This window comes from Amycolatopsis sp. NPDC114484 (assembly GCF_055633755.1).
In genome coordinates, this window is sequence record NZ_JBVKDQ010000003.1 from 484869 (window position 1) to 505202 (window position 20334).

General features: G+C 69.5%; 21 protein-coding genes. 10 read left to right on the plus strand and 11 right to left on the minus strand.

The genetic code is table 11. The features are described 5' to 3' along the window. Position 1 precedes the first annotated feature (1 nt). The 5 genes from ACZ7SW_RS11495 to ACZ7SW_RS11515 form a co-directional block, all read right to left on the minus strand. Complete coding sequence (locus ACZ7SW_RS11495) at positions 2-1270, minus strand: glycosyltransferase family 2 protein (RefSeq protein ID WP_470230313.1); 1269 nt, start codon at positions 1268-1270, stop codon at positions 2-4. Continuing rightward, positions 1267-1440 (minus strand): hypothetical protein, encoded by a 174-nt coding sequence (locus ACZ7SW_RS11500; protein WP_470230314.1) that lies wholly within the window; start codon positions 1438-1440, stop codon positions 1267-1269. Before ACZ7SW_RS11500 ends, ACZ7SW_RS11495 begins: the two co-directional genes overlap by 4 nt. Positions 1441-1462: 22 nt before the next feature. After that, positions 1463-3145: a DUF2334 domain-containing protein gene (locus ACZ7SW_RS11505; RefSeq protein WP_470230315.1), complete on the minus strand. Its 1683-nt coding sequence runs from the start codon at positions 3143-3145 to the stop codon at positions 1463-1465. Beyond that, positions 3142-4335: a non-hydrolyzing UDP-N-acetylglucosamine 2-epimerase gene (wecB, locus tag ACZ7SW_RS11510; RefSeq protein ID WP_470230316.1), complete on the minus strand. Its 1194-nt coding sequence runs from the start codon at positions 4333-4335 to the stop codon at positions 3142-3144. The genes ACZ7SW_RS11505 and wecB overlap by 4 nt, the downstream gene beginning before the upstream one ends. 368 nt (positions 4336-4703) lie before the next feature. Beyond that, positions 4704-5189, minus strand: a complete 486-nt coding sequence (locus ACZ7SW_RS11515) for a carboxymuconolactone decarboxylase family protein (RefSeq protein WP_470230317.1) — start codon at positions 5187-5189, stop codon at positions 4704-4706. 46 nt (positions 5190-5235) lie between these two features. Here ACZ7SW_RS11515 and pdxR point away from each other — a divergent pair, with 46 nt between their 5' ends. From pdxR to ACZ7SW_RS11535, 4 genes are all read left to right on the plus strand, one after another. Then, complete coding sequence (gene pdxR, locus ACZ7SW_RS11520) at positions 5236-6633, plus strand: MocR-like pyridoxine biosynthesis transcription factor PdxR (RefSeq protein WP_470230318.1); 1398 nt, start codon at positions 5236-5238, stop codon at positions 6631-6633. Between the two features lie 235 nt (positions 6634-6868). Then, positions 6869-7045 (plus strand): CsbD family protein, encoded by a 177-nt coding sequence (locus ACZ7SW_RS11525; RefSeq protein ID WP_470230319.1) that lies wholly within the window; start codon positions 6869-6871, stop codon positions 7043-7045. 117 nt (positions 7046-7162) lie between these two features. Further along, a complete protein-coding gene (locus ACZ7SW_RS11530) occupies positions 7163-7771 on the plus strand; it encodes a TetR/AcrR family transcriptional regulator (protein ID WP_470230320.1) in 609 nt (202 codons plus the stop codon). 18 nt (positions 7772-7789) lie between these two features. Then, a complete protein-coding gene (locus ACZ7SW_RS11535; protein WP_470230321.1) occupies positions 7790-9325 on the plus strand; it encodes an FAD-dependent monooxygenase in 1536 nt (511 codons plus the stop codon). On the opposite strand, the gene ACZ7SW_RS11540 is transcribed toward ACZ7SW_RS11535, so the two are convergent. Next, positions 9297-10133 (minus strand): class I SAM-dependent methyltransferase, encoded by an 837-nt coding sequence (locus tag ACZ7SW_RS11540; protein ID WP_470230322.1) that lies wholly within the window; start codon positions 10131-10133, stop codon positions 9297-9299. The genes ACZ7SW_RS11535 and ACZ7SW_RS11540 overlap by 29 nt on opposite strands. Next, positions 10130-10951, minus strand: a complete 822-nt coding sequence (locus ACZ7SW_RS11545) for a class I SAM-dependent methyltransferase (protein WP_470230323.1) — start codon at positions 10949-10951, stop codon at positions 10130-10132. Before ACZ7SW_RS11545 ends, ACZ7SW_RS11540 begins: the two co-directional genes overlap by 4 nt. Before the next feature lie 36 nt (positions 10952-10987). On the opposite strand from ACZ7SW_RS11545, the gene ACZ7SW_RS11550 reads away from it, so the two are divergent. Together ACZ7SW_RS11550 and ACZ7SW_RS11555 are read left to right on the plus strand one after the other, a co-directional pair. Further along, complete coding sequence (locus ACZ7SW_RS11550; protein ID WP_470230324.1) at positions 10988-12418, plus strand: FGGY-family carbohydrate kinase; 1431 nt, start codon at positions 10988-10990, stop codon at positions 12416-12418. 4 nt (positions 12419-12422) lie between these two features. Then, entirely contained in the window at positions 12423-13106 is a 684-nt protein-coding gene (locus tag ACZ7SW_RS11555; protein ID WP_470230325.1) for an alpha/beta hydrolase family protein, read from the plus strand. Here ACZ7SW_RS11555 and ACZ7SW_RS11560 read toward each other — a convergent pair. The 3 genes from ACZ7SW_RS11560 to ACZ7SW_RS11570 all read right to left on the minus strand — a co-directional run bounded on the left by ACZ7SW_RS11560 (position 13099) and on the right by ACZ7SW_RS11570 (position 15547). After that, complete coding sequence (locus ACZ7SW_RS11560) at positions 13099-13806, minus strand: anti-sigma factor family protein (protein ID WP_470230326.1); 708 nt, start codon at positions 13804-13806, stop codon at positions 13099-13101. The genes ACZ7SW_RS11555 and ACZ7SW_RS11560 overlap by 8 nt on opposite strands. Next, positions 13803-14342 (minus strand): sigma-70 family RNA polymerase sigma factor, encoded by a 540-nt coding sequence (locus tag ACZ7SW_RS11565; RefSeq protein ID WP_116198539.1) that lies wholly within the window; start codon positions 14340-14342, stop codon positions 13803-13805. Before ACZ7SW_RS11565 ends, ACZ7SW_RS11560 begins: the two co-directional genes overlap by 4 nt. A gap of 962 nt (positions 14343-15304) precedes the next feature. Then, entirely contained in the window at positions 15305-15547 is a 243-nt protein-coding gene (locus tag ACZ7SW_RS11570; RefSeq protein WP_470230327.1) for a hypothetical protein, read from the minus strand. A gap of 128 nt (positions 15548-15675) precedes the next feature. Between ACZ7SW_RS11570 and ACZ7SW_RS11575 the strand changes: the two genes are divergently transcribed. Beyond that, on the plus strand, positions 15676-16560 hold the full coding sequence (locus ACZ7SW_RS11575; protein WP_470230328.1) for a DUF3800 domain-containing protein: 885 nt from the start codon (positions 15676-15678) through the stop codon (positions 16558-16560). Positions 16561-16650: 90 nt separating this feature from the next. Here ACZ7SW_RS11575 and ACZ7SW_RS11580 read toward each other — a convergent pair whose 3' ends face one another. Continuing rightward, positions 16651-17070 (minus strand): DUF5709 domain-containing protein, encoded by a 420-nt coding sequence (locus ACZ7SW_RS11580; protein ID WP_470230329.1) that lies wholly within the window; start codon positions 17068-17070, stop codon positions 16651-16653. Between the two features lie 71 nt (positions 17071-17141). Here ACZ7SW_RS11580 and ACZ7SW_RS11585 point away from each other — a divergent pair, with 71 nt between their 5' ends. From ACZ7SW_RS11585 to ACZ7SW_RS11595, 3 genes are read left to right on the plus strand one after another with little or no spacing between them, the layout of a single operon-like run. After that, positions 17142-18215: a VanZ family protein gene (locus ACZ7SW_RS11585; protein WP_470230330.1), complete on the plus strand. Its 1074-nt coding sequence runs from the start codon at positions 17142-17144 to the stop codon at positions 18213-18215. Between the two features lie 50 nt (positions 18216-18265). Beyond that, positions 18266-19744 carry an AlkA N-terminal domain-containing protein gene (locus tag ACZ7SW_RS11590; protein WP_470230331.1) on the plus strand — a complete coding sequence of 493 codons (1479 nt, stop codon included), beginning with the start codon at positions 18266-18268 and terminating at the stop codon, positions 19742-19744. Next, positions 19741-20232: a methylated-DNA--[protein]-cysteine S-methyltransferase gene (locus ACZ7SW_RS11595; RefSeq protein ID WP_470230332.1), complete on the plus strand. Its 492-nt coding sequence runs from the start codon at positions 19741-19743 to the stop codon at positions 20230-20232. Before ACZ7SW_RS11590 ends, ACZ7SW_RS11595 begins: the two co-directional genes overlap by 4 nt. Positions 20233-20334: the final 102 nt, after the last annotated feature.

Genomic DNA, 20334 nt, shown 5'->3' on the forward strand with positions numbered 1-20334 from the left:
GTCAGGCTGGCAACTCTGCCAGCCTTTCCGTTTTCGCCCACACATTCCGCTTCAAGACAATCCGGAACACGGCTCGCCACGTCGCCAGCACGCCCAGCAAGAGGAAGGCCGGGTAACACAGCCCGGCCAGCAACGCCCGATGCAGGGGTTCGTCGCGCAACCGGACAAAGTAGACGATCGCCCACATGATTCCGGGCAGCAGCAACGCGGCCAGCCACAACGCAACGGCTTGCGACAGATTCCCGGTCTCCGCGACCAAACCGCCGAACGAGTTTCCGGTCAGCAACGCCACCGGCACGATCACCAGCAGCGCCGCCGCGAGCAACGACAGCGGAACAGTCAGCCAGGGCACCACGAGATAGACCAGGAAGTCGAACAATCCGGTCCCGGCAATGAATCGCGAGGTCGCGAGACCGCGCAAATGCCGTGAGCACTGGAGGTTTCCTTGTGCCCAGCGAGTCCGCTGGCGCAGCAGGCGCCGCACGTCTTCCAACCCTTGCTGAGTCACCCAAGCCCGTTGCGTGTACCGGATCCGCACTCCGGCCAGATGCAGCCGCAGACCCAGTTCAAGGTCCTCGACCAGGCAGTCGCTCCACGGCGACGGCCCGAACTTCCGCAGCACCGACAGTCTCGTGAACTGCCCATTGCCGCCCATCCCGACGCTGCCGAGCACATCCCGCAACGACTGTGAGGCATCCGCGATCGCGCCGAACTCCAAGTCCTGCAACAACGCCAGCAACCGGTGTCTATTGTGGATTCGCACCCGGCACTGCACCGCGCCGACGCCACGGCTCCGCAGCATCGCCGCTACCTCGGTGAGCAACCCGGCACTGCCGCGCCCGTCACCGTCAATGATGCCCACGACGGTCTGCGAGACCGAGCCCTCGCGCTCGGCAATGGCGTCGATGTAGCGGTAACCCGCGTTGAGAGCCTCGCCCTTGCCCCGCCGCGCCTGAGGCAAGTCACGCCGCAGAACATGCAGCCGGTCATCGGCGATGCCCGCGACAATCTCCGGCGTGCCGTCATCGGATCCGTCATCGATGACCAGCACTCGCACCGGAGTTTCAGGACTGCCCAGCCGTAACGCGTTCCGCACCGTGTTGGCGATGACGCGTTCTTCGTTCAGCGCCGGAATGACAATCCAGAACAGCAAGGGCCTTGACGAGCGTTCCGAGGCAGGCCGAGGCGCACGCCAGGCGAAGGCCGCCAGCACCAGGTTGTGCACCGGCCACCAGCACAGCAGCAGCACGAACCACCACGGCTGCGTCATGCCGCGTGCCGGCCCCGGGATCCGCTGGTACGCAGCCGAACCGAGCGGACCGTGAACGCCATCGCGACGAATCCGACCGCGGACAGGACAAACCACAGCACCCCGTGGAACGGCGCGACACCGATCGCGGCGGCGGACACGACCGCGGGAGCGACCCGGGTGACAGACATTTCTTTTCCTTCCAGAAGAAACTCAGGCAGCAACGGCGGCAGGAGCCACAAAGCGATAGCCGAGCCCCTCGATGCCCTCGACCACCCTTCGAAGGTCGCCGATGCCAAGAAACGGGTGATAGTAGAAGCTGACGACGCTGTCGGTCACCACACGATGGGTTTTCGCGTCGGCCAGGATGTCGTCGGCGGTGCGCGCGGCGTGCTGGTTGAACTTGACCGGGGCGACGTTGCCGACGTTCTCCGGCACCACGACAGTCCCGTAGACGTCTCGGACCGGATACGGGAAGAACTGGCCGTATACCTCGCGATAGGACACGTCGGTCAGTCCACATTGGCCGCCGTCGCACTGTCCGGCGTAGTAGCTTCCCCGGTCGTACCGCATCGGGAAGATCCGGCCCGCCTCCTGATAGTCCACCGCGGAACCGCCGTAATGCGGGAACTCGAATGCGTCCGGCCGCGGCAAGCCGACCCGGTCGAATTCGGCGAGACCAGTCGCGATGCGGCTGCGGAACCACTCCGGCGAGTCCTCCGGAACCGGGCCGCTGAGCCGCACATTGTCCTTGTGGTCAACGGTCGCGCGGTAGAATTCGTAGTCAGCGGCACTGGTTCCCGAGTACGGGTTGTCCGCCTCGCCGTACTGATGGCTGTAACCGTGCATCACCAAGGTCCCGCCCCGCGCGACGGCGTCTCGCAGTGCCGCAACGAGTTCCGGGCTGTCCACCAGCCTCGCGAACGTCGGCTTGCCGCCATTCGCTTCCCCGCGCGGATCCGCGTAATACGGGTACACCGCCAGCGAGAACGGCACTCCGCGCCCGCTGAGGTAGTCAGTAACCGCTCGCACTTCAGCAGGCGGCGTACGCGGGCCAATGTCCTCGATCCGCACGAGCGCACGTCGCCGTTCCGGAGCGTCCGGCGCGAGCACGCCGAGCAGGATGTCCGCAGCTGCCAAATAGCGGTCACCGGCACCGACATAGGAATACGGCACTTCGGCGAGGTAGGTGAAGGATCCACTGTGGACCGCCCACGGCGACGTCGCGCCGTCAGCAGACTTCGCCTGCGCCAGCACTTTCGCCTTCGCAGAGGTCACCCGCACTCCCACGACGTCGATCCCCGAATTGGGATCGCGCCGCAGGTCAGTGTCCCGATAGGACACCGTCGTGACCTTGTCCTCCCGGAACGGAGCCCAGGTCCAGCCCCACTTTCCGGCAAGTGTCGGCGTGCGGTCGAACAGCTGCCAGATGTTGCTGCCGATCCACACCACCGGCAGCCGGGTCCGGCTCACGTCGTCCAGCAACGCGGGCGGCAGCTGCGCGTCGTAAACCGTCCCGACGTAGACGACCGCCTGGTACTCGTTCAGCTCGCCGGGCCGGTAGTCGGCGGCGGGCAGCATTCGCCAAGCGGTGGAACGGGACACCAGGTTCGCCGTCTGGATCGCGTTGGCCTGCGCCTCCTCGGCGACCTGCGTCGCGGGCGGGCTCGGCCGCAACCGCCGCCCGTCATCGAAGAGCACCAACGTGCGCCGGTCGTCACGACCGCCAGGACCGGCCAGGCCGATTTTCGGTTGCCGCAGCACCGGTTCGATCGGCGAGGCCGCTTCCGAACCGGAGCCGTTGTCCGAGACCACCACGACGATCCCGCCCACCAAGCTGACCACCGCGACGACAATGATCCCGAGCCGCAACCACGCCGGGAACCGTTGCTTCACTGCACGACCTCGACCGACTCCGGGACGAACGGCTCCGGCGCTTCAGCGGTCAGGCCGAGCAGCCAAGCCACAGCGTGCTCCGTGCGCTCCGCGGCCCGGCCGTCCCCAAACGGATTAGTGCGCGCGTTCATCGCCGACCGCTGCGCCGGATCGGTCAACAGCCTCGACGCGGTCTCCACGATCAGATCGGCGTCGGTGCCGACGAGCATCGCGCAACCGGCGTTCACGGCTTCCATCCGTTCCGTGGTGTCCCGCAGCACCAGAACCGGCACCTTGAACGTCGGAGCTTCCTCTTGGATGCCACCGGAATCGGACAGCACGAGCGAACTCGCCGCGATCGCCGCCGCGGTCTGTTCGTAAGGCAGCGCCGGAGTAAGCACCACGCGCGGATTCCCGGCGAGCGCCGCGGTGACCGCCTCCCGCACAGTCGGATTCGGGTGCATCGGCAGCAATGCGCGAACGTCTGGATGGCGGGCCAGCAGAGTGTCCACAGCGGACAGAATGCGGGTCAGCGGCTCGCCCCAGGACTCCCGGCGATGCGCAGTCACCAGAACCAACCGGCACTCACCCCGTGTCGCCGACTCGATCACGTCGGCGACCGCACTGCCGGCAAAGGACACTCCCCGGTCAGTCACCCGGGAAATCGCGTCCACCACAGTGTTTCCGGTGACCAGCACAACGCCGTCGTCGATGCTTTCCGCACGCAGGTTCTGCGCGGCCATCGGCGTCGGAGCCAGGTGCAGGCTCGCGGTCTGCGTGACCAGCCGCCGGTTCAGCTCCTCCGGGAACGGAGACTGCAGATCGAACGAACGCAGCCCGGCTTCCAAGTGCACCACGGGAATCTTGCGCCAGAACGCGACCAGCGCACCGGCCACAGTGGACGTCGTGTCGCCCTGCACGAGCACCGCCGCGGGCGGGCGGGGCGGGGCGAGCGCCTCGAGACCGGTGACGAGCTGCGAGAACAACTCCGGCTGACCGCCGTTGACCCGGTTCAGAGCGAGCCGCAGGTCCGGGGTCAGCGAGAACGCCGCGAGCACCTGGTCGACCAGCTCGGGATGCTGCCCGGTCGCGACGAGCACCGGGTCCAGCCGTCCGGACCGGCGCATCTCCTGCACGACCGGCGCCATTTTGATCGCCTCCGGCCGGGTTCCGGCAATCAGCCAGACCACCGGTGCGTCACCCCGGGTCATCACGGAACTCCATTTCAGCGAGAGCGGACGCGATCCGGAAACTGCATCTGGATCGCGCCGACCACGCTAACCGCGGAATCCGGGGGCAACCTCACCCTCGCGGGTAAAACTCACCGTCAGTAGTCGCCGTCACAGGCCGTCAAGAAGACACCAAACGACCGTCCACCACGGTTTTAAGCGGCTGCTTACTTAGCTGAATCCGGATAAACCGAGGACGGCAAGCACACTCAGTAATCACCCTGGATCGGTTAAGTCACCAGTCGCGGAAAAGGGCGCCCGAAAACCCGGGTGCCCTTTTTCCATTCCCCGGTCAAACCGACGGTATGGCCGCCCGCGATCCCGCTCACATAGTGGTCCAGACCACCAGGTCACTGCTTCCCCGGAACGTATTCGCCGGGCACCATCCGCGTCGTGACGGCGAACCGGTTCCACGCGTTGATCACCGTGATCGTCGCGATCAGCTGAGCCAGCTCGGCCTCCTCGAACTGCTCGGCCGCACGGGCGAAGACCTCGTCGGGCACGAAGCCGTCGGTGAGCACGGTGACCGCTTCGGTCAGCTCCAGCGCGGCGACCTCCTTCGCCGTGTAGAAGTGCTTCGACTCCTGCCACGCCGAGAGCTGGATGACGCGTTCGGTCGTTTCGCCGGCGGCCAGCGCGTCCTTCGAGTGCATGTCGATGCAGAAGGCGCAGTGGTTGAGCTGCGACGCCCGGATCAGCACCAGCTGCCGCAGCATCGGGTCGAAGCCGTGGCGAGTCGCGGCGTCGAAGCGGATCATCGCCTTGTATGCCTCGGGTGCCAGCTCCGCCATGTTGAGGCGAGGCGGTTGCACCGGAAGTCGTTCTGTCGTGGTCATGACATCGACCCTACGAGCGATTGGCACTCTGTTATGGTCCATTTCCGTGCGCGCGGAGTGGGCCAGTTCGCTGAGTGAAGACCTCCACCTCGACCTGCGCGGGCCTCGCCTGCGCGACGGCCTGATGGAGGCGCTGCGCGACGCCATCCGCACCGGTCGTCTCGCGCCAGGTGCGAAACTGCCGTCCAGCCGCACGCTCGGCACGGATCTCGGAATCGCCCGGAACACCGTGGCGCAAGCGTATGCGGAACTCGTCGCCGAAGGCTGGCTCACCGCGCGGCAAGGCGCGGCAACCCGGGTTGCCCCGCGCGCCGAAATCGCGCCCGCACCGACCATGCCGAAGCCTGCGTCGCGCCACCGGATCGTGCACGACCTGCGCCCCGGTCAACCGGACCTGTCCGCGTTCCCCCGGGCAGACTGGCTTAAGGCCGCGCGGCGCGCACTGGCCGTCGCGCCCGACGACGCGTTCGGCTACGGCGGTCCGTACGGCCGCCCGGAGCTGCGCGAAGCCCTGGCTGAGTATCTCGCCCGCACTCGCGGCGTACGCGCGCACCCGGACCAGATCATGATCTGCACGGGTACGTCGCACAGTCTCATCGTCCTCGCCGAAGCACTGAAGCAGCGAGAAGCTGCGGCGGTCGCCGTAGAGGCGTACGGCTTGCAGGTGCATCGCGCGCATCTCGACAAGGTCGGCCTGGAGACCCCGCAGCTGCCGGTGGACGCCGACGGCGCGATGGTCGAACGGCTCAACGACCTGCCCGACGTCGGCGCGGTGCTGCTGACGCCGTCGCACCAGTTCCCCACCGGCGTCGCGCTGCATCCGGACCGCCGCGCCGCGGTCGTGGACTGGGCGCGCCGGACTGGCGGCCTGGTGCTGGAGGACGACTACGACGGCGAGTTCCGCTACGACCGCAGCCCGGTCGGCGCGATGCAGGGACTCGACCCGGAGCACGTGATTTACCTTGGCACCACCAGCAAAGCGCTCGCCCCGGGCCTGCGGCTCGGCTGGATGGTGCTGCCGCCGCGGATCGCCAGGGCCGCCGCCGAAGTCAAGGGCGAACGCGACCCGCATTCCGGCGTGCTCGACCAGCTCACGATGGCCGAGTTCATCACTTCGGGCAGCTACGACCGGCACATCCGCGCGATGCGGCTGCACTACCGCCGCCGGCGCGACCAGCTCGTCGCGGCGCTGGCCGAACACGCGCCGAACACGCGGGTGACCGGGCTGTCGGCCGGGTTGCAGGTGCTCGTGGACGTCCCCTCCGGCGAGGAAAACGCGGTGGTGCAAGGGTCCGCGTGGCAGGGGCTGGCCATGCACGGAATCGGCGCGTTCCGGCATCCCGACGCACCCGCGGACCGCGACGCGCTGGTGATCGGTTTCAGCACGCCGTCGGCGAGCGCGTGGTCGGGCGCGCTCGCCGCGTTGTGCCGGGTGCTCCCTTAGCCGCCTCCCTCGACCCGTTTCGAGTGGACAGACGCCGGGCTTGAACCCGGTGAAACAGAACACGGCCACCGGAAAGGGAAATTTCGCGGTTCGCTGCCGCGAGCCGCGGCGGTGGCCACCAAGGGCGGACACAGTCACTCCGCCGTGCCCGCGAACTAAGCCCGGCGTCTTCGCAGGTTTGCCGCGCCGGAGAGCGGGTAGCCGAACTGCGAGGGGCTAGAAGGGAGGACCCACAGTGAACGACAAAGCCGAGAACAAGGCCGAAGAACTTAAGGGTCGCGCCAAGGAGGCCGTCGGCAACGCCACGGACAACGAGCAGTGGCAGGCCGAAGGCAAGGCAGAGCAGGGCAAGAGCAACCTCAAGCAGGCTGCGGACAAGGTGAAGGACGCGTTCAAGAGCACCAAGGACTGACCGGACGCGCGTCGCCGAGAAGCCCGGGGCACCTCGCCCCGGGCTTCTTCCCTGCCAGCAAACTTGCGTGACGCGCAAACTTTGCGTGACGCGCAAGCAGTAGGCTAGGGTGGGCACATGACCGAGCGCCCGAACCTGCGAGACCGCCGCCGCCAAGAGACCCGGGTCGACATCTCCTGGGCGGCAGTACGGCTCACAGTCGAGCGCGGTCTGTCGAACGTGACAATCGAGGAAATCGCCCGCGCGGCCGGAGTTTCGCCGCGCACAGTCAACAATTACTTCTCCAGCAAAGCCGAAGCGATCGTCGCGCGGCACCAGGACCGAGCTCGCGGGATCGCTGATCACCTCCGTGCGCGCCCGGCGACGGAACCGCTGTGGACCGCGCTGCGGGAAGCCTCGCTGATGCAGCTCAACGCCGACCGCGACACCGCTCCCGGCGGCGCATCGGATCCACAATGGACAGCCGGGGTCCGGGTCATGATCGCGGAACCCGCGCTGGCGGGCGAATTCCTCAAAGCCAACGCCGCGGCCGAAGAAGCATTGGCCGAAGCGATCGCGGAACGCCTCGGCGCGGACGTCCACGACCTCCGCGTCCAGCTCATCGCCACCACGGCGGGCGGCGTGCTGCGCGCAGTCATCCAGGAATGGCTGCGCGCCTCCCCTCCCGCCGATCTGACCGACATCGTGCACCAGGCGTTCGACACCCTCGCCGAGGTGCTTCCCTGATCCCGCAAGGAGATCCCCATGTCCGCCGTCGTCATCGCGGGCGCCGGGCCGAACGGCCTGATGCTCGCCGCCGAACTCTGCCTTGCCGGAGTCCGCCCCACCGTCCTGGAGCGGCTCGCCGAACCCGACGGGTTGCGCCGTGCCAACGGTCTCGTCGGCCAGGTCGTGTCGCTGCTGCACCGGCGCGGGCTGTTCAAGAGACTCACCGGCGCCCTGGAACCCACTCCGGCCCCGCGGTTCGTCTTCGGCGCTTTCCCGATCGAATTCGCCGATCTGCCCAGAAACCCGATGTATCTCCTGCCGAAGCCGCAACACGAACTTGAGCAAACCCTGATCGAGCACGTCCGCGAACTCGGCGCCGAACTCCGCCGCGGCCACCAAATCACCGGCTTCACCCAGGACGAAACCTCAGTGACCGTGCAGGTGCGAGGACCGGACGGGCCCTACGAACTCGCCGCCGAATACCTCGTCGGCGCGGACGGCGGACGCAGCACGGTGCGCAAGCTGGCCGGAATCGACTTCCCCGGCGTCACGTGGGACGAGACGGTGGCCCGCAGCGCGAACGTCCGGATCCCGCAGTCGTTCGTCGACCCCGCGACCGGCGGACTGAAGCTGGAGACCGGCGTCATCCCGCCGTTCCAGCACCACCGCACGGAAACCGGGTTGTTCGTGTTCGCGCCGTTCGATCCGGCGAACCCGGCACTGTCGACCAACGAACGCGACGGTGCGGCGGATTTCGCCGAGGACGATCCGCTGACCATGGAAGAATTGCGCGCGAGCGTACAACGGGTACTTGGCGTCGACCTGCCGCTCGAACCGCCGTCCGGCCCCGGCCCGTTCCTGCTGCGCAGGCTGACCGGCGGCAACACCCGAATCGCCGAGACCTACCGGCGAGGCCGGGTGCTGCTGGTCGGCGACGCGGCCCACGTGCACTCCGCGATCGGCGGACCGGGGCTGAACCTCGGCCTGCAGGACGCGGCGAACCTCGGGTGGAAGCTCGCCGCGGAGGTCCAAGGCTGGGCTCCGCCGGGGCTGCTCGACAGCTACGAGGCCGAACGCCGCCCAGTGAGCGAGCGCGTGGTGATGCACACCCAGGCGCAGAGCGCGCTCGTCGCGCCCGGGCCGGAAGTCACCGCGCTGCGCGAATTCTTCACCGAACTGCTGGCCTATCCGGATGCCCGGCAGCACGTCGCCGACCTGATGTCCGGGGCCGACATCCACTACGGCGCCGACCCGAACACCGGCCGCTGGGCTCCCGACCTGCCGCTCGCCGACCCAGGCCCGCTGACCGCCGCCTACCAAGCCGCGCGCCCGGTACTGCTCGACCTGACTCGCGACGCCGTGCTCGCCGACGTGGCCGCGCCCTGGCTCGACCGCGTGACCACCGTGTCCACCACCGCGACGGGCGACGCGCCCACCGCACTGCTCATCCGACCGGACGGTTACGTCGCCTGGTCCTCCACCGACGCCGAACCAGACGTCGAGGCACTCCAAGCCGCTCTCACCCAGTGGTTCGGCGCACCGGTCAGGTCAGCCGTGTCGTCGCCACGTTGATGAGCGCCCCGGCCGGCAGCGTGCCGTCCGGGGCCACCAGCGACCGGGACGCCACCTTGAACGCGGTCCGCAGCCCCATCAGCTGCGTCTCGTCGAGGGCGTCGACCTGGTAGTAGGTGTCGTGGCAGGTCTGCCAGACCGAATCCGGCGGGCCGGACAGGTCCACCAGCAGCTGGTGCCACGCGACCGGCGCGAACCCGGCCGGGCCGAGAAGTGCGTCCAGGCCTTCGCGGGTGCGGCTGCGCGGGTCGCCGGAGGTCGGCACCTGCCGGTCCTCGGCGACCACCGCGAAGAGCGGACGGGCGACCTTCAAGAACACCTCCAGGGCGTCCGTCCCGCCGCCGCCGACGCCGATCACGAAGGTGCCGCCGGGCCGCAGTACGCGGGCGGTCCCGGCGATCACCTTCTCGACGTCGGACATGAGCATCAACGCCATGTGCGACACGACCGCGTCGTAGCTGTCGTCCTCGAACGGCAACTCCTGCGCGCGGCCTGGCCGCAGGTCCGCGTCGGCGAGCCCGGCCCGGCCGCGGGCGACGTCCAGCTGTTTGGCGGAAAGGTCGATGCCAGCGAGCTTTTCAGTACCGCGGCCGGCGAGCACGGCCAGCAGTGCGCCGTCCCCGCAGCCGAGGTCGAGCACGCTGCCCGGCCGGCCCACGTGGTCAGCGAACGCCTCATACACCGAGCGTCCGTCGACGCGGCCCCGCTCGGCCAGTTCGGACGCAGCTGCCGGGTTCCGGTCGTGAAAGTCGCGCAGGAACTCTTCGGCGGGCGTCATCATGCCCGTGACGGTAGCGCGAACGGTCACTTCAGCAGCTCCGTTTTGGCCAGGTTGACGCACAGCCCGGCCGGAAGCCGACCGTCCGCGGTGCGCAACCGCTCGGTTTCGGCAAAGAAGGCCGAGCGCAGCCGGGCCAGCTGTGCGTCGTCGAGAGTGTCGGTCGAGTAATACGATTCACAGCACAGCGTCCACACCTCGTCCGGCGCGGCGGTCAGGTCGATCTCGTACGGCTCCCAGGAAACCGGGGCGAACCCGGCCGGAGCGAGCACCTCGTCGATCCCCTCGCGATGCGACGTGCGCCGTTCGGCGGTGTAGGTGGCCCGTCGTTCCTCCGGCACCTCCCGGAACAACGGCCGGGCCAATTCCAGGAACACCGGAGTCGCGCCGGTCGATTCGGGACCACTGACGACCACTGCGAACTTCCCGCGCGAAGCCAGCACCCTGGCGACCTCGGCAGCGACCACCTCGGGGTTGTCCATGAGCATGAACGCCATGTGCGACACGACCGCGTCGAAGCTGTCGTCCTCGAACGGCAGTTCCTGCGCCCGCCCGTGACGCAGTTGCGCACCGGTCAGCTCGGGCCGCTGCCGAGCAAGCGCGAGCTGCCCCGCCGACAAGTCGACGCCGGCGAGCTTTTCCGCGCCGTCATGGGCGAAAGCGGCCAGCAACGCACCGTCGCCGCAGCCGAGATCGAGGACCCGGCGCACGGGCGCGACGCGCTCGGCCAGCACCTCGTAACTCGTCCGGCCGTCCCCGGTCACCCGGCCGGACTCGATCAGCACGGACATCGCGTCCGGTTTGCGATCGTGGTACTCGCGCAGGTAATTCTCCGCGGCGGAGGTCATGCTCCGAAGGTAGCGAATTCCTGGTACCCCTGTGGCATGGACGAAGAAGCTCTGCTCGGCATCGACGTCGGCACGACCGCGGTGAAAGTCGCGGCGTTCGCGCCGGACGGCCGGGAACTCGCGGCGCGTTCGGTGCCCTACCCGATCGCGCGGCCGAGGCCCGGCTGGGTCGGGCAGGATCCGGAAGACTGGTGGAAGGCAACGGAAACCGCGCTGCGCACCGTCCTTTCCGGACTTCCCGCCGGTTCGGTGCGCGCTGCCGGGATCGTCAGCCAGGTCAACACCCATCTTCTCGTCGACCACGACCTGCGGCCGCTCACTCCCGCAGTGATCTGGCAGGACCAGCGCTGCGCGGAGATCGCCGCGGAACTCGACGCACGCTTCACCGACGACGACAAGAAACGCATCTGGGGCGGCCCGATCGTGCTGGATGCGTCGTTCGCCGGTGCCCGGGCGGCGTGGTTCGCCCGCGAACAACCGGAGCAGTGGTCCCGCGCGCGCTGGATGCTGAGCCCCAAGGACTTCATCGGTGCCCGGCTCACCGGCCGGGTCGCGACCGATCTACTGTCCGGCGTGCGCATCGCGGGCGCTTCCGGCTACCTGCCCGAAGCGGTCGCCCTGGTGGACGGACTCGGCGACCGCCTGCCGGAACTACTCGCCCCCGAGGAAACCCTCGGCCACGCCGCCGTGCTGGGCGATGCCCCGGTCGTCGTGGGAACCATGGACGCGTTCGGCGCGGTTTTCGGCACGCGCACCACAGAACCGGGCCGCGCGATGGTCACCTGCGGGACATCGTTGGTAGTCGCAGCCGCCTCGCGCCGGAACGAACCGGTCCGCGGCCTGGTCACCTTCCCGCCACGAGGCGACGTCGTCGTGCACGCCGGGCCCACGCAAGCCGCCGGCGACGCGGTGCGCTGGTGGAGCCGGGTGTCCGGACTGTCCGTGCCAGAGGTGTTCGCCTCCGCCGCGGAAGGCAAGCCCGGCGTGGTGTTCCTGCCGCATCTGCAAGGCGAACGCGCGCCGCTGTGGGATCCAGACCTGCGCGGCAGTTTCCTCGGCCTGACCTCGTCCACGAGCACCGCGGACCTGTCGCGAGCCGTACTGACCGGAGTGGCGTTCTCGGCGCGGCACGTACTGGAAACCGTCGAGGAAGCCTGCGGCGAACCCCTCCCGTCGGTGACGTTCTCCGGCGGCGGCGCACGCAGCGACCTCTGGACCCAGCTCCACGCCGACGTCCTGTGCCGCCCCGTCGAACGCCTCCGCGTGCACGACAGCGCCGCACTCGGAGCCGCCCTGCTCGGTGCGGTCGGCGCGGGCCTATACCCGGACATCGAAACCGCCGCAGCCACGACCGTCGCCGTGGAGCGAACCTTCGCCCCAGAGACCGACTTGACCGGCCTGTACGAGGCGTATCGCGCGGCGCACGAAGGGCTCGCGAGAGTGCACGAACGGCTGGCGCGATGGTGATCTAATGGCCAGCATGGAAACCCTCCGCTACGGCAACGAGCCCAGCCAGTTCGTCGAGCTCCACGGGACTCCGGGCGGGCGGGGCACGGCGATCCTGTTGCACGGCGGATGGTGGCGCGCCCGGCACGACCTGCACCAGCTCGACCCGATGGCGGCCGACCTCGTCGCCGCGGGCTGGTACGTGGCGAACCTCGAGTACCGGCGCGTCGACGGCGACACCGGCGGCTGGCCGCAAACCCTGGACGACGTGCTCGCCGCGATCTCCGCTGTCGAACGCCCCGCCGCACTTCCGACAGTCGCGATCGGACACTCCGCGGGCGGACACCTGGCCCTGCTGGCCGGCGGCGCGCTCTCCGGTGTCGTCGCACTGGCCCCGATCACCGACGTCCCCCGAGCGCGAGCTGAGGAATTGGGCGAAGGCGCCGCCGGCCTGTTCCTGACCGGCGACGACCCGGCGGCCTCGCCAATCCGGCAACTCCCGGTCGGCTGCCCGCAACTGGTCGTCCAAGGCGACGCCGACGTCCGGGTCCCGGTGGCGCACAGCCGCGACTACGTGGCCGCGGCGAAGGCGGCTGGCGACGACGTGGACTACGTCGAACTCCCCGGCGTCGACCACTTCCGCCTGATCGACCCGGCCGACGAGCCGTGGCGGCCCGTCCGCGAATGGCTCGGCCGGCGGTTCAGCTGACGTCCGCCTCCACAAACCGATGCCCGGCGGTGTTCTCGATGACCACCGCCGCCACCTGCGCCGGGTCGACGACCGCCGTGCCGTAGAGGTACGCGCCGTCCCGCGCCGCCCGCTCCGACACCATCCAGCCGCCCGCGACCTGGCGCTGGCCGTTCTTGCTGAGGACGACGAGCAGGCATTTCTGCCCGGCCGGAATGCCGGTCACCGAGCCGTCCACGCGCACCCATCCGGTCTCCGGCACGATGTTCGCGGTGAGCCGGGTCTGCCCGCTCGCGTCCGCGCCGGAAACGACCTTCGTGCCAGGAACCACGCTGGTCGACGGCGGCGGCGTGGTCGGCACCGCCACCGCGGGCCCGGACCAGCTGCGCCCCACCAGCACCCCGACGCCCACCGCGACCGCGGCCACCACGACCGCCGCGGCGACCGCCATCGACCGCCCCCGCCCGGCCTGAGCGCGCGACTCCGCGCGAACCCGGTCGACGGTCCGCCGCATCACCAGGTCCGCGCCCACCGGCGGCCCTTCCAGCAACGCCTCCGGCGGCAACTCGCCGAGGAAACTCTGCACCTCGCGCAGGGACGCGGCCTCGGCCCGGCACCGCTCGCAGCCGTCCAGATGCGCCTCGACGTCGCGCTGCTCGCCCGAGGCGAGCTGACCGGTCAGGTATCCCGCCAGGTCGACGTGTTCGTCGGCAGTGTTCATCCGGCCACTCCTTCCGCTCGCCGGAACTCTTCCCGCAACGCCCGCAACCCGTAATACGAGCGGGACTTCACCGTGCCCGGAGGAATCCCGAGCCGCTCAGCCGCTTCCGCGACGCTCCGCCCCTGCAGATACATCTGCTCGAGCACCTCGCGATGCTCCGGGGAAAGCCCGTCCAGCGCGGCGAGCACCACCATCGAGTCGACGACCTGGTCGGCGTGATCCCGCTCGACCGGCCCGCCCGCCGGGGACTCGGCCACCTCCTGCGGCCGCGCCTCCTTGGCCCGGAAACGGTCGATCACGAGGTTCCGCACCACGGTGAGCAACCAGCCGCGCACCGACCCGCGCCCGTTGACCAGGCTGTCCGGACTGCGCCACGCGCGGACCAGCGCCTCCTGCACCACGTCCTCCGCCGCCGCGCGGTCGCCGAGCAGCCGGGTGGCGTAGGCGAGCATCGCACGCCCGTGCTCCTCGAAAAGCGCGCGGACCAGCGCCTCGTCCGCAACCGCCCGCCGGTGACGGGCCCTGAACCCGGCCATGCCCCGATCATCCTCCCGATCGAGGCCGATTGTCCCGCACCGGTGCGGTGTTGCTTCGCGGCGCGGCTTCTTCGCCGCGGTCGTTCTCTTTCCGCAATTGCTTCTGAATTGGGGCGCCGCTTCCCCGATCGATACCCGCCCACCAGCGTGGTTCCGCCGACACGATCGGGGAACGCGCCGCCTGCGGGCCCCGGACCTGGGCTAAGTTCGAAATCGATCCAGCCGGAAGGCTTGCTCACCAGGTCGGCGCACGCCGGTGCCGTGCACTGGGATCACCGTCCCGGCCGCCCGACCGCCCTGGAGCCGCCGGGAGCGCTGCGCACACCGCCCTCCCGGCGGCTCCGGGGCAACCTTGGGACCGTTTCGCTCCCGGCCGTCCAATGAGCATGCCGGTAGCGAGGTGCGCTGCCCGGGCGGATTCAGCTGGAGTTCGGGCTTCCTTTGCTCCGGGACATTCCGGCTCAAGCAGCTGCGGTGACTCTCGTCTGGACGACGAGCAGGCATCGCCAGCGCGGCCAGTTCGCGGACGTGCTCGGTTGTCGCTTCCTGGGTCGTGGCCGCCCCGGTGCCTGCGGCCATCGCACCGGATCGGCTCTTGCCAACGCCACGATGGTCGCTGACCGGAGTCCGCTGAGCCGTGGCGGCCTCGACAGCCCAGTGGCTCGGCACAGCACAGTGGCTCGGCACAGCCCAGTGGCTCGGCACAGCACAGTGGCTCGGCACAGCACAGTGGCTCGGCACAGCACAGTGGCTCGGCACAGCACAGTGGCTCGGCACAGCACAGTGGCTCGGCAAAGCATGGCGGCTCGGCACAAATCCCGGGCCACACACTTAGCCGCGCCCGACCTTGCTGCCTTACCTGCACCCGCCTTTGCTGCCTTACCTGCGCCCGCCTCTGCTGCCTTCGCTGCGTCCGACCTTGTCGCGCGAGCGCCCGAACACCCCAACCGTCCACAAAGGACTCAAGCAGCGGCCGCTCCGAGGTCCGTCAAGACCACCGGGCTCGCCGGGGCTCCCCTGCGGCGGGCGATTCTCACCAGGCCCCGGCGGCGCAGGCGGTCCATCGCCTGCGTTTCCCACAGCGGGACCCGCCCGCCGACCGACCACAGGTAGCATTCCGCGGCCCCGGCGAACCCGTTGCGGACCACCACCAGCCCGCGCCGGACGTCGTCCAGTGCGTGTACGTCCTCCTCGACGAGCACCATGACCGGCTCCCTCCGTCCCCTTCATGGTGAAACGTCCGGGGCCGCTGGCACATCCGGGAATCCACCTCAGGGGTCCCCTGGAGAAAGGGGGTCGCCCTCGCCTCGCGGACCTGGCAGGATCGGGCCCTGTGCGGCCGCAGACGATCGCGTGCGACGAGTCCGGCTCGGAGGGCGTGAACCTGATCGGCGCGAACACCGCGGTATTCGCGCACGCCGCCGTCCGGCTGGAACCCGAGGACGCCGCTGAATGCGTTGCGCGGCTGCGGGAACTCATCGGTTCCCCCGCGCTCGAGTACAAAGCCAACCACCTCCTGCGCGCCAAAAACCGCGCCGCCTTGGAGTGGCTGCTCACCGAACCCCTCGCCGACGCCGCCAGTGTGGTGCTCGTCGACAAGGCGTTGTTCCTCGCGGGCAAAATCGTCGACCTGCTCGTCGACCAGACCCCCTACCCGGAATGCCTGCGAACCCGTCCGGATGCCCGAGCCCGTGCCCTGCATCGAGACGGTCCCCGCCTCCACGGACCCCGCCGCTGGACCGAATTCCTGCGCTCGTTCACCGGACTGTTGCGCACCTCGAATCGCCGCCTTCCCGCGATCAGTCCCGACGAATTCTTCGCCCAGACCGACGTCCTCGGCGATCTGGTCGCGGCCCGCCCGCAGGTGACCGCCCTGCGCGACGAACTCCTCGCGAACCCGGGCCTCGTCCCGCCGCTCGACCCGTTGATGCCCGCCCTCGCCGACACGATCGCGTTCTGGCGGCCGGAAAACGTCATCCACGACGAGCAGCCGTCCCTCACCCCGGCCCGGCTCTCCCAACTGCTCAACCTGCCACCGCGGTGGCGATTCGTCGACTCGAGATCGCAACCGCGGGTCCAGATCGCCGATTTCCTGGCCGGAGTCGCCCGGCGGCTGACCGAGGAAACCCTGCACGGCGACGGGGACGCGGAACTGGTCAAACTGCTGCGGCCGTACGTGCTTCCGGCGTCAGTCTGGATCGGTGATCCGGCGGACTAGTCCCGCCGCAGCAGCACACGTACTGCACTCCCGGCCGCTGTTTCGGCGGATCCTGGCTGGCTTACCGAGAGCATCCGCCCCGCGAAGGAGTCACTGATCCCGCGGATCGACGACGTGCACGGCGGCTTCCTCGGCCGACGCCGCACCGCCGTCGATGCCCACGTCCGACGCATACAGCTCCGCCTCGGTGTCGGGGCCGAAGCCCGCGTTGGAGGCAACCAGGCGGCCCGCGCGGAAGTCGCCGACCTCGTCGTCGACCAGCTCGCCGTCGGTGTCGTCAGTGTCGCCGAGGCCGTCGCCGTCGGTCGCGCGGATCTCCGGGAGTTCGCGGGCCAGGCGGCCGGCCCAGCTTTCCCCGGCGGCCTCTTCGGCGGCGGTGGTGCCCCAGTCGCGAGTCGCGAGTGGACGTTCCGGCGGCGAATACCCCTCGTCGTAAGGGTCGCCGTCCTCCAAGGTGTCTTCGGGATCCAGCACGCCGGTGTCGGCGTTGTCTTCGATGTCGTCGTCCACTGCTCCTCCTTTCCGCGTGCCCAGGTTACTGCCGCCCGCTAGCCTGTGCGCTCACGCCGGGTGGAGGAACGATGACTCAGTGGAGCGGTCCCACGCTGATCGCCGTGTTCGCCGGATTCGGGCTGGCGTTCGTTCTGGTAGTGCCGTACGTGGCGGTCAGCTATCGGAAACGCGGCGAACTGGGGATGCTGCGCGCGATCGCCGCGCCGGCGTTCCTCGTGTACTGCTTCGCGCTGGTCACCTACACGCTGCTGCCCCTGCCGAACGTCGACGCGGCGTACTGCGCGGCGCACGAATCGCTGCGGCAACCAGTATGGAATCCGCTTCAGTTCCTTGACGACATGAAACAGTTCAACACCGGGCTGCTGGATAATCCGGCGCTGCGGCAGGTGTTGTTCAACGTCGCGTTCTTCGTGCCGTGGGGCGTGTTCCTGCGGCGGTTGTTCGGGCGGAGCATCGGGTTCGCGATCGTCAGCGGGTTCTTCGTGTCGCTCGCCATCGAGACGACTCAGCTGACCGGCGTGTGGTTCCTGATGGAGTGCCCGTACCGGCTGTTCGACACCGGCGACCTGCTGGCGAACACCGTCGGCGCGGGGGTCGGCGCGCTTCTCGCTCCTGTGCTGCGCCGCTCCGGACGGCTGCGTCCGGCCGACGAACCGCGTCCGGTCCTCGCCCGGCGGCGGCTGCTGGGCATGGTGCTCGATCTGATCTCGGTCACGCTGGTGGGCGTCGTGCTGAGCATGATCGCGCTCGCGGTGCAGTACGTCACGAAGGGCACGCTGCAGAACAACACGCTGATCGACGACGTCCTCGGCCGGTGGGTGCCCACTGCGGTTCTGCTGCTGATCGTGCCGCTGGCGGGCAACGGCGCGACGCCTGGTCAGCGCGCGGTTCTGCTGACGGTGGTGCGTGCGGACGGGAGGCCGCCGTCGGTGCTGCAGACGATCGTCCGGTTCCTGATCGGGTCGGGCGGCTATTTCATTATGGTCGGCTTGGACTCCGGGTGGACGTCGCTGTGGCTGCTGGCGCATCTGGTGTTCATGGTCTTCACCCGGGGACATCGGGGCCTGACCGGACTGGTGTGCCGGTTGTCCGTCGTCGATACGCGAGCAGCGGTCCGGGAGCCGGTTGCCCCGCCAGGGTGATGTCGTTTTTTCGCGAGGTTTCGTGCGCGCGGCGGGGCAGACTGGTCGACGTGTACGAGGAGACCGAACGCTGTGTCCGCGCGGTGCAGTCGAAAGACGACCGGTTCGACGGGTGGTTCTTCACCGCGGTGCTGACCACGCGGATCTACTGCCGGCCAAGTTGTCCGGTGGTGCCGCCCAAGGTCGAGAACATGCGCTTCTACCCGAGCGCGGCCGCCGCGCAGGCCGCCGGATTCCGCGCCTGCAAACGCTGCCGGCCCGACGCGTCGCCCGGTTCGCCGCTGTGGAACGAACGCGCCGACGTCGTGGCGCGCGCGATGCGCCTGATCGGCGACGGAGTCGTCGACCGGGAAGGCGTGCAGGGGCTCGCCGCGCGGCTCGGGTACAGCGTGCGGCAGGTCGAACGCCAGGTACAGGCCGAACTCGGCGCGGGCCCGCTCGCACTCGCCCGGGCCCAGCGCGCCGAAACCGCCCGGCTGCTGATCGAAACCACCACGATGCCGATGAGCGATATCGCGCACGCCGCAGGGTTCTCCAGCATCCGGACGTTCAACGAAACCGTGCGGGCCGTCTTCGCCCTGACGCCGAGCGAACTGCGTTCGCGCGTACGCGGCGGCAAGCGAGCCAAGTCGCCGGGCGTGCTGTCGCTGCGGCTCCCGTTCCGCCGGCCGCTGTGCCCGGACAACCTGTTCGGGCACCTGATCGCGACTGCGGTCCCGGGCGTCGAGGAATGGCACGACGGTGCTTACCGCCGCACCCTGCGCCTGCCGCACGGCCACGGCGTCGTGTCCCTTCGTCCGGAGCCGGACAACGTCGCGTGCCGCCTGAGCCTCACCGACCTGCGCGACCTGTCCGCCGCGATCAGCCGCTGCCGCTGGCTGCTGGACCTGGACGCCGACCCGGTGGCAGTCGACGAGCAACTCGCCTCGGACCCGACTCTCGCGCCCCTGGTCGCCGCCGCTCCGGGCAGGCGCGTCCCGCGCACGACCGACGCGGCCGAGTTCGCCGTGCGGGCCGTTCTCGGTCAGCAGGTCTCGACCGCGGCCGCCCGTACTCACGCAGCGCGTCTGGTCTTGGCGCACGGCACCCCGATCGAGGACCGGGAAGGCGGCCTGACCCACCTGTTCCCCTCGCCCGAGGCAATGGCGGAACTGGACCCGGAAACGCTGGCGATGCCGAAGTCCCGCCGCGCGACCCTGCTGGGTCTGGTGTCGGCGCTGGTTTCCGGCGACGTCGACCTGACCGCAGGCGGCGATTGGGTCCACGCTCGCGCACAACTGGCCGCGCTGCCGGGTTTCGGCCCGTGGACAGTGGAGAGCATCGCCATGCGCGCCCTCGGCGATCCGGACGCCTTCGTCGCGACCGACTTGGGCGTGAAGATCGCCGCCGAAACCCTAGGCCTGCCAACGAGTCCGGCCGCGTTGATCGCGCACGCCAGCCGATGGCAGCCGTGGCGCGCGTACGCGGTCCAGCACCTCTGGGCGACCGGTGACCATCCGATCAACCGGATTCCCGCGGTGTCGGCATGATCGTGGTGCACACGGTCATCGACAGTCCCGAAGGCCTGCTGACCCTCATGGCCCGCGACGGCGGCTTGGCCGGCCTGTACATCGGCGACGCGCAGTACCGCCCGCCACGCGCGGTCTTCGGCGACCGGGACGACCGCCCGTTCGTCGCGGCGACGCGTCAGCTGCACGAGTACTTCGCCGGTGGCCGGGTCGAGTTCGACCTTCCGTTAGCTTTCAGTGGCACTCCTTTCCAAGAGACGGTGTGGCGGGCGCTCCTGCAGATCCCGTACGGCGAGACGACGACCTACCGGGAGCTGGCGGAGTCGATCGGCCGCCCGACGGCGTCCCGTGCGGTCGGCCTGGCGAACGGCCGGAACCCCATCGGCATCGTGGTGCCGTGCCACCGGGTGCTGGGCAGCGACGGATCGCTGACCGGCTACGCGGCTGGGGTGGAGTGCAAGCGGAGGTTGCTGGAGTTGGAGCGGGGCGGCCAGTTGGCCGCGGGCTGAAGCTCGGCTCGGCTCGGCTCGGCTCGGCTCGGCTCGGCTCGGCTCGGCTCGGCTCGGCTCGGCTCGGCTCGGCTCGGCTCGGCTCGGCTCGGCTCGGCTCGG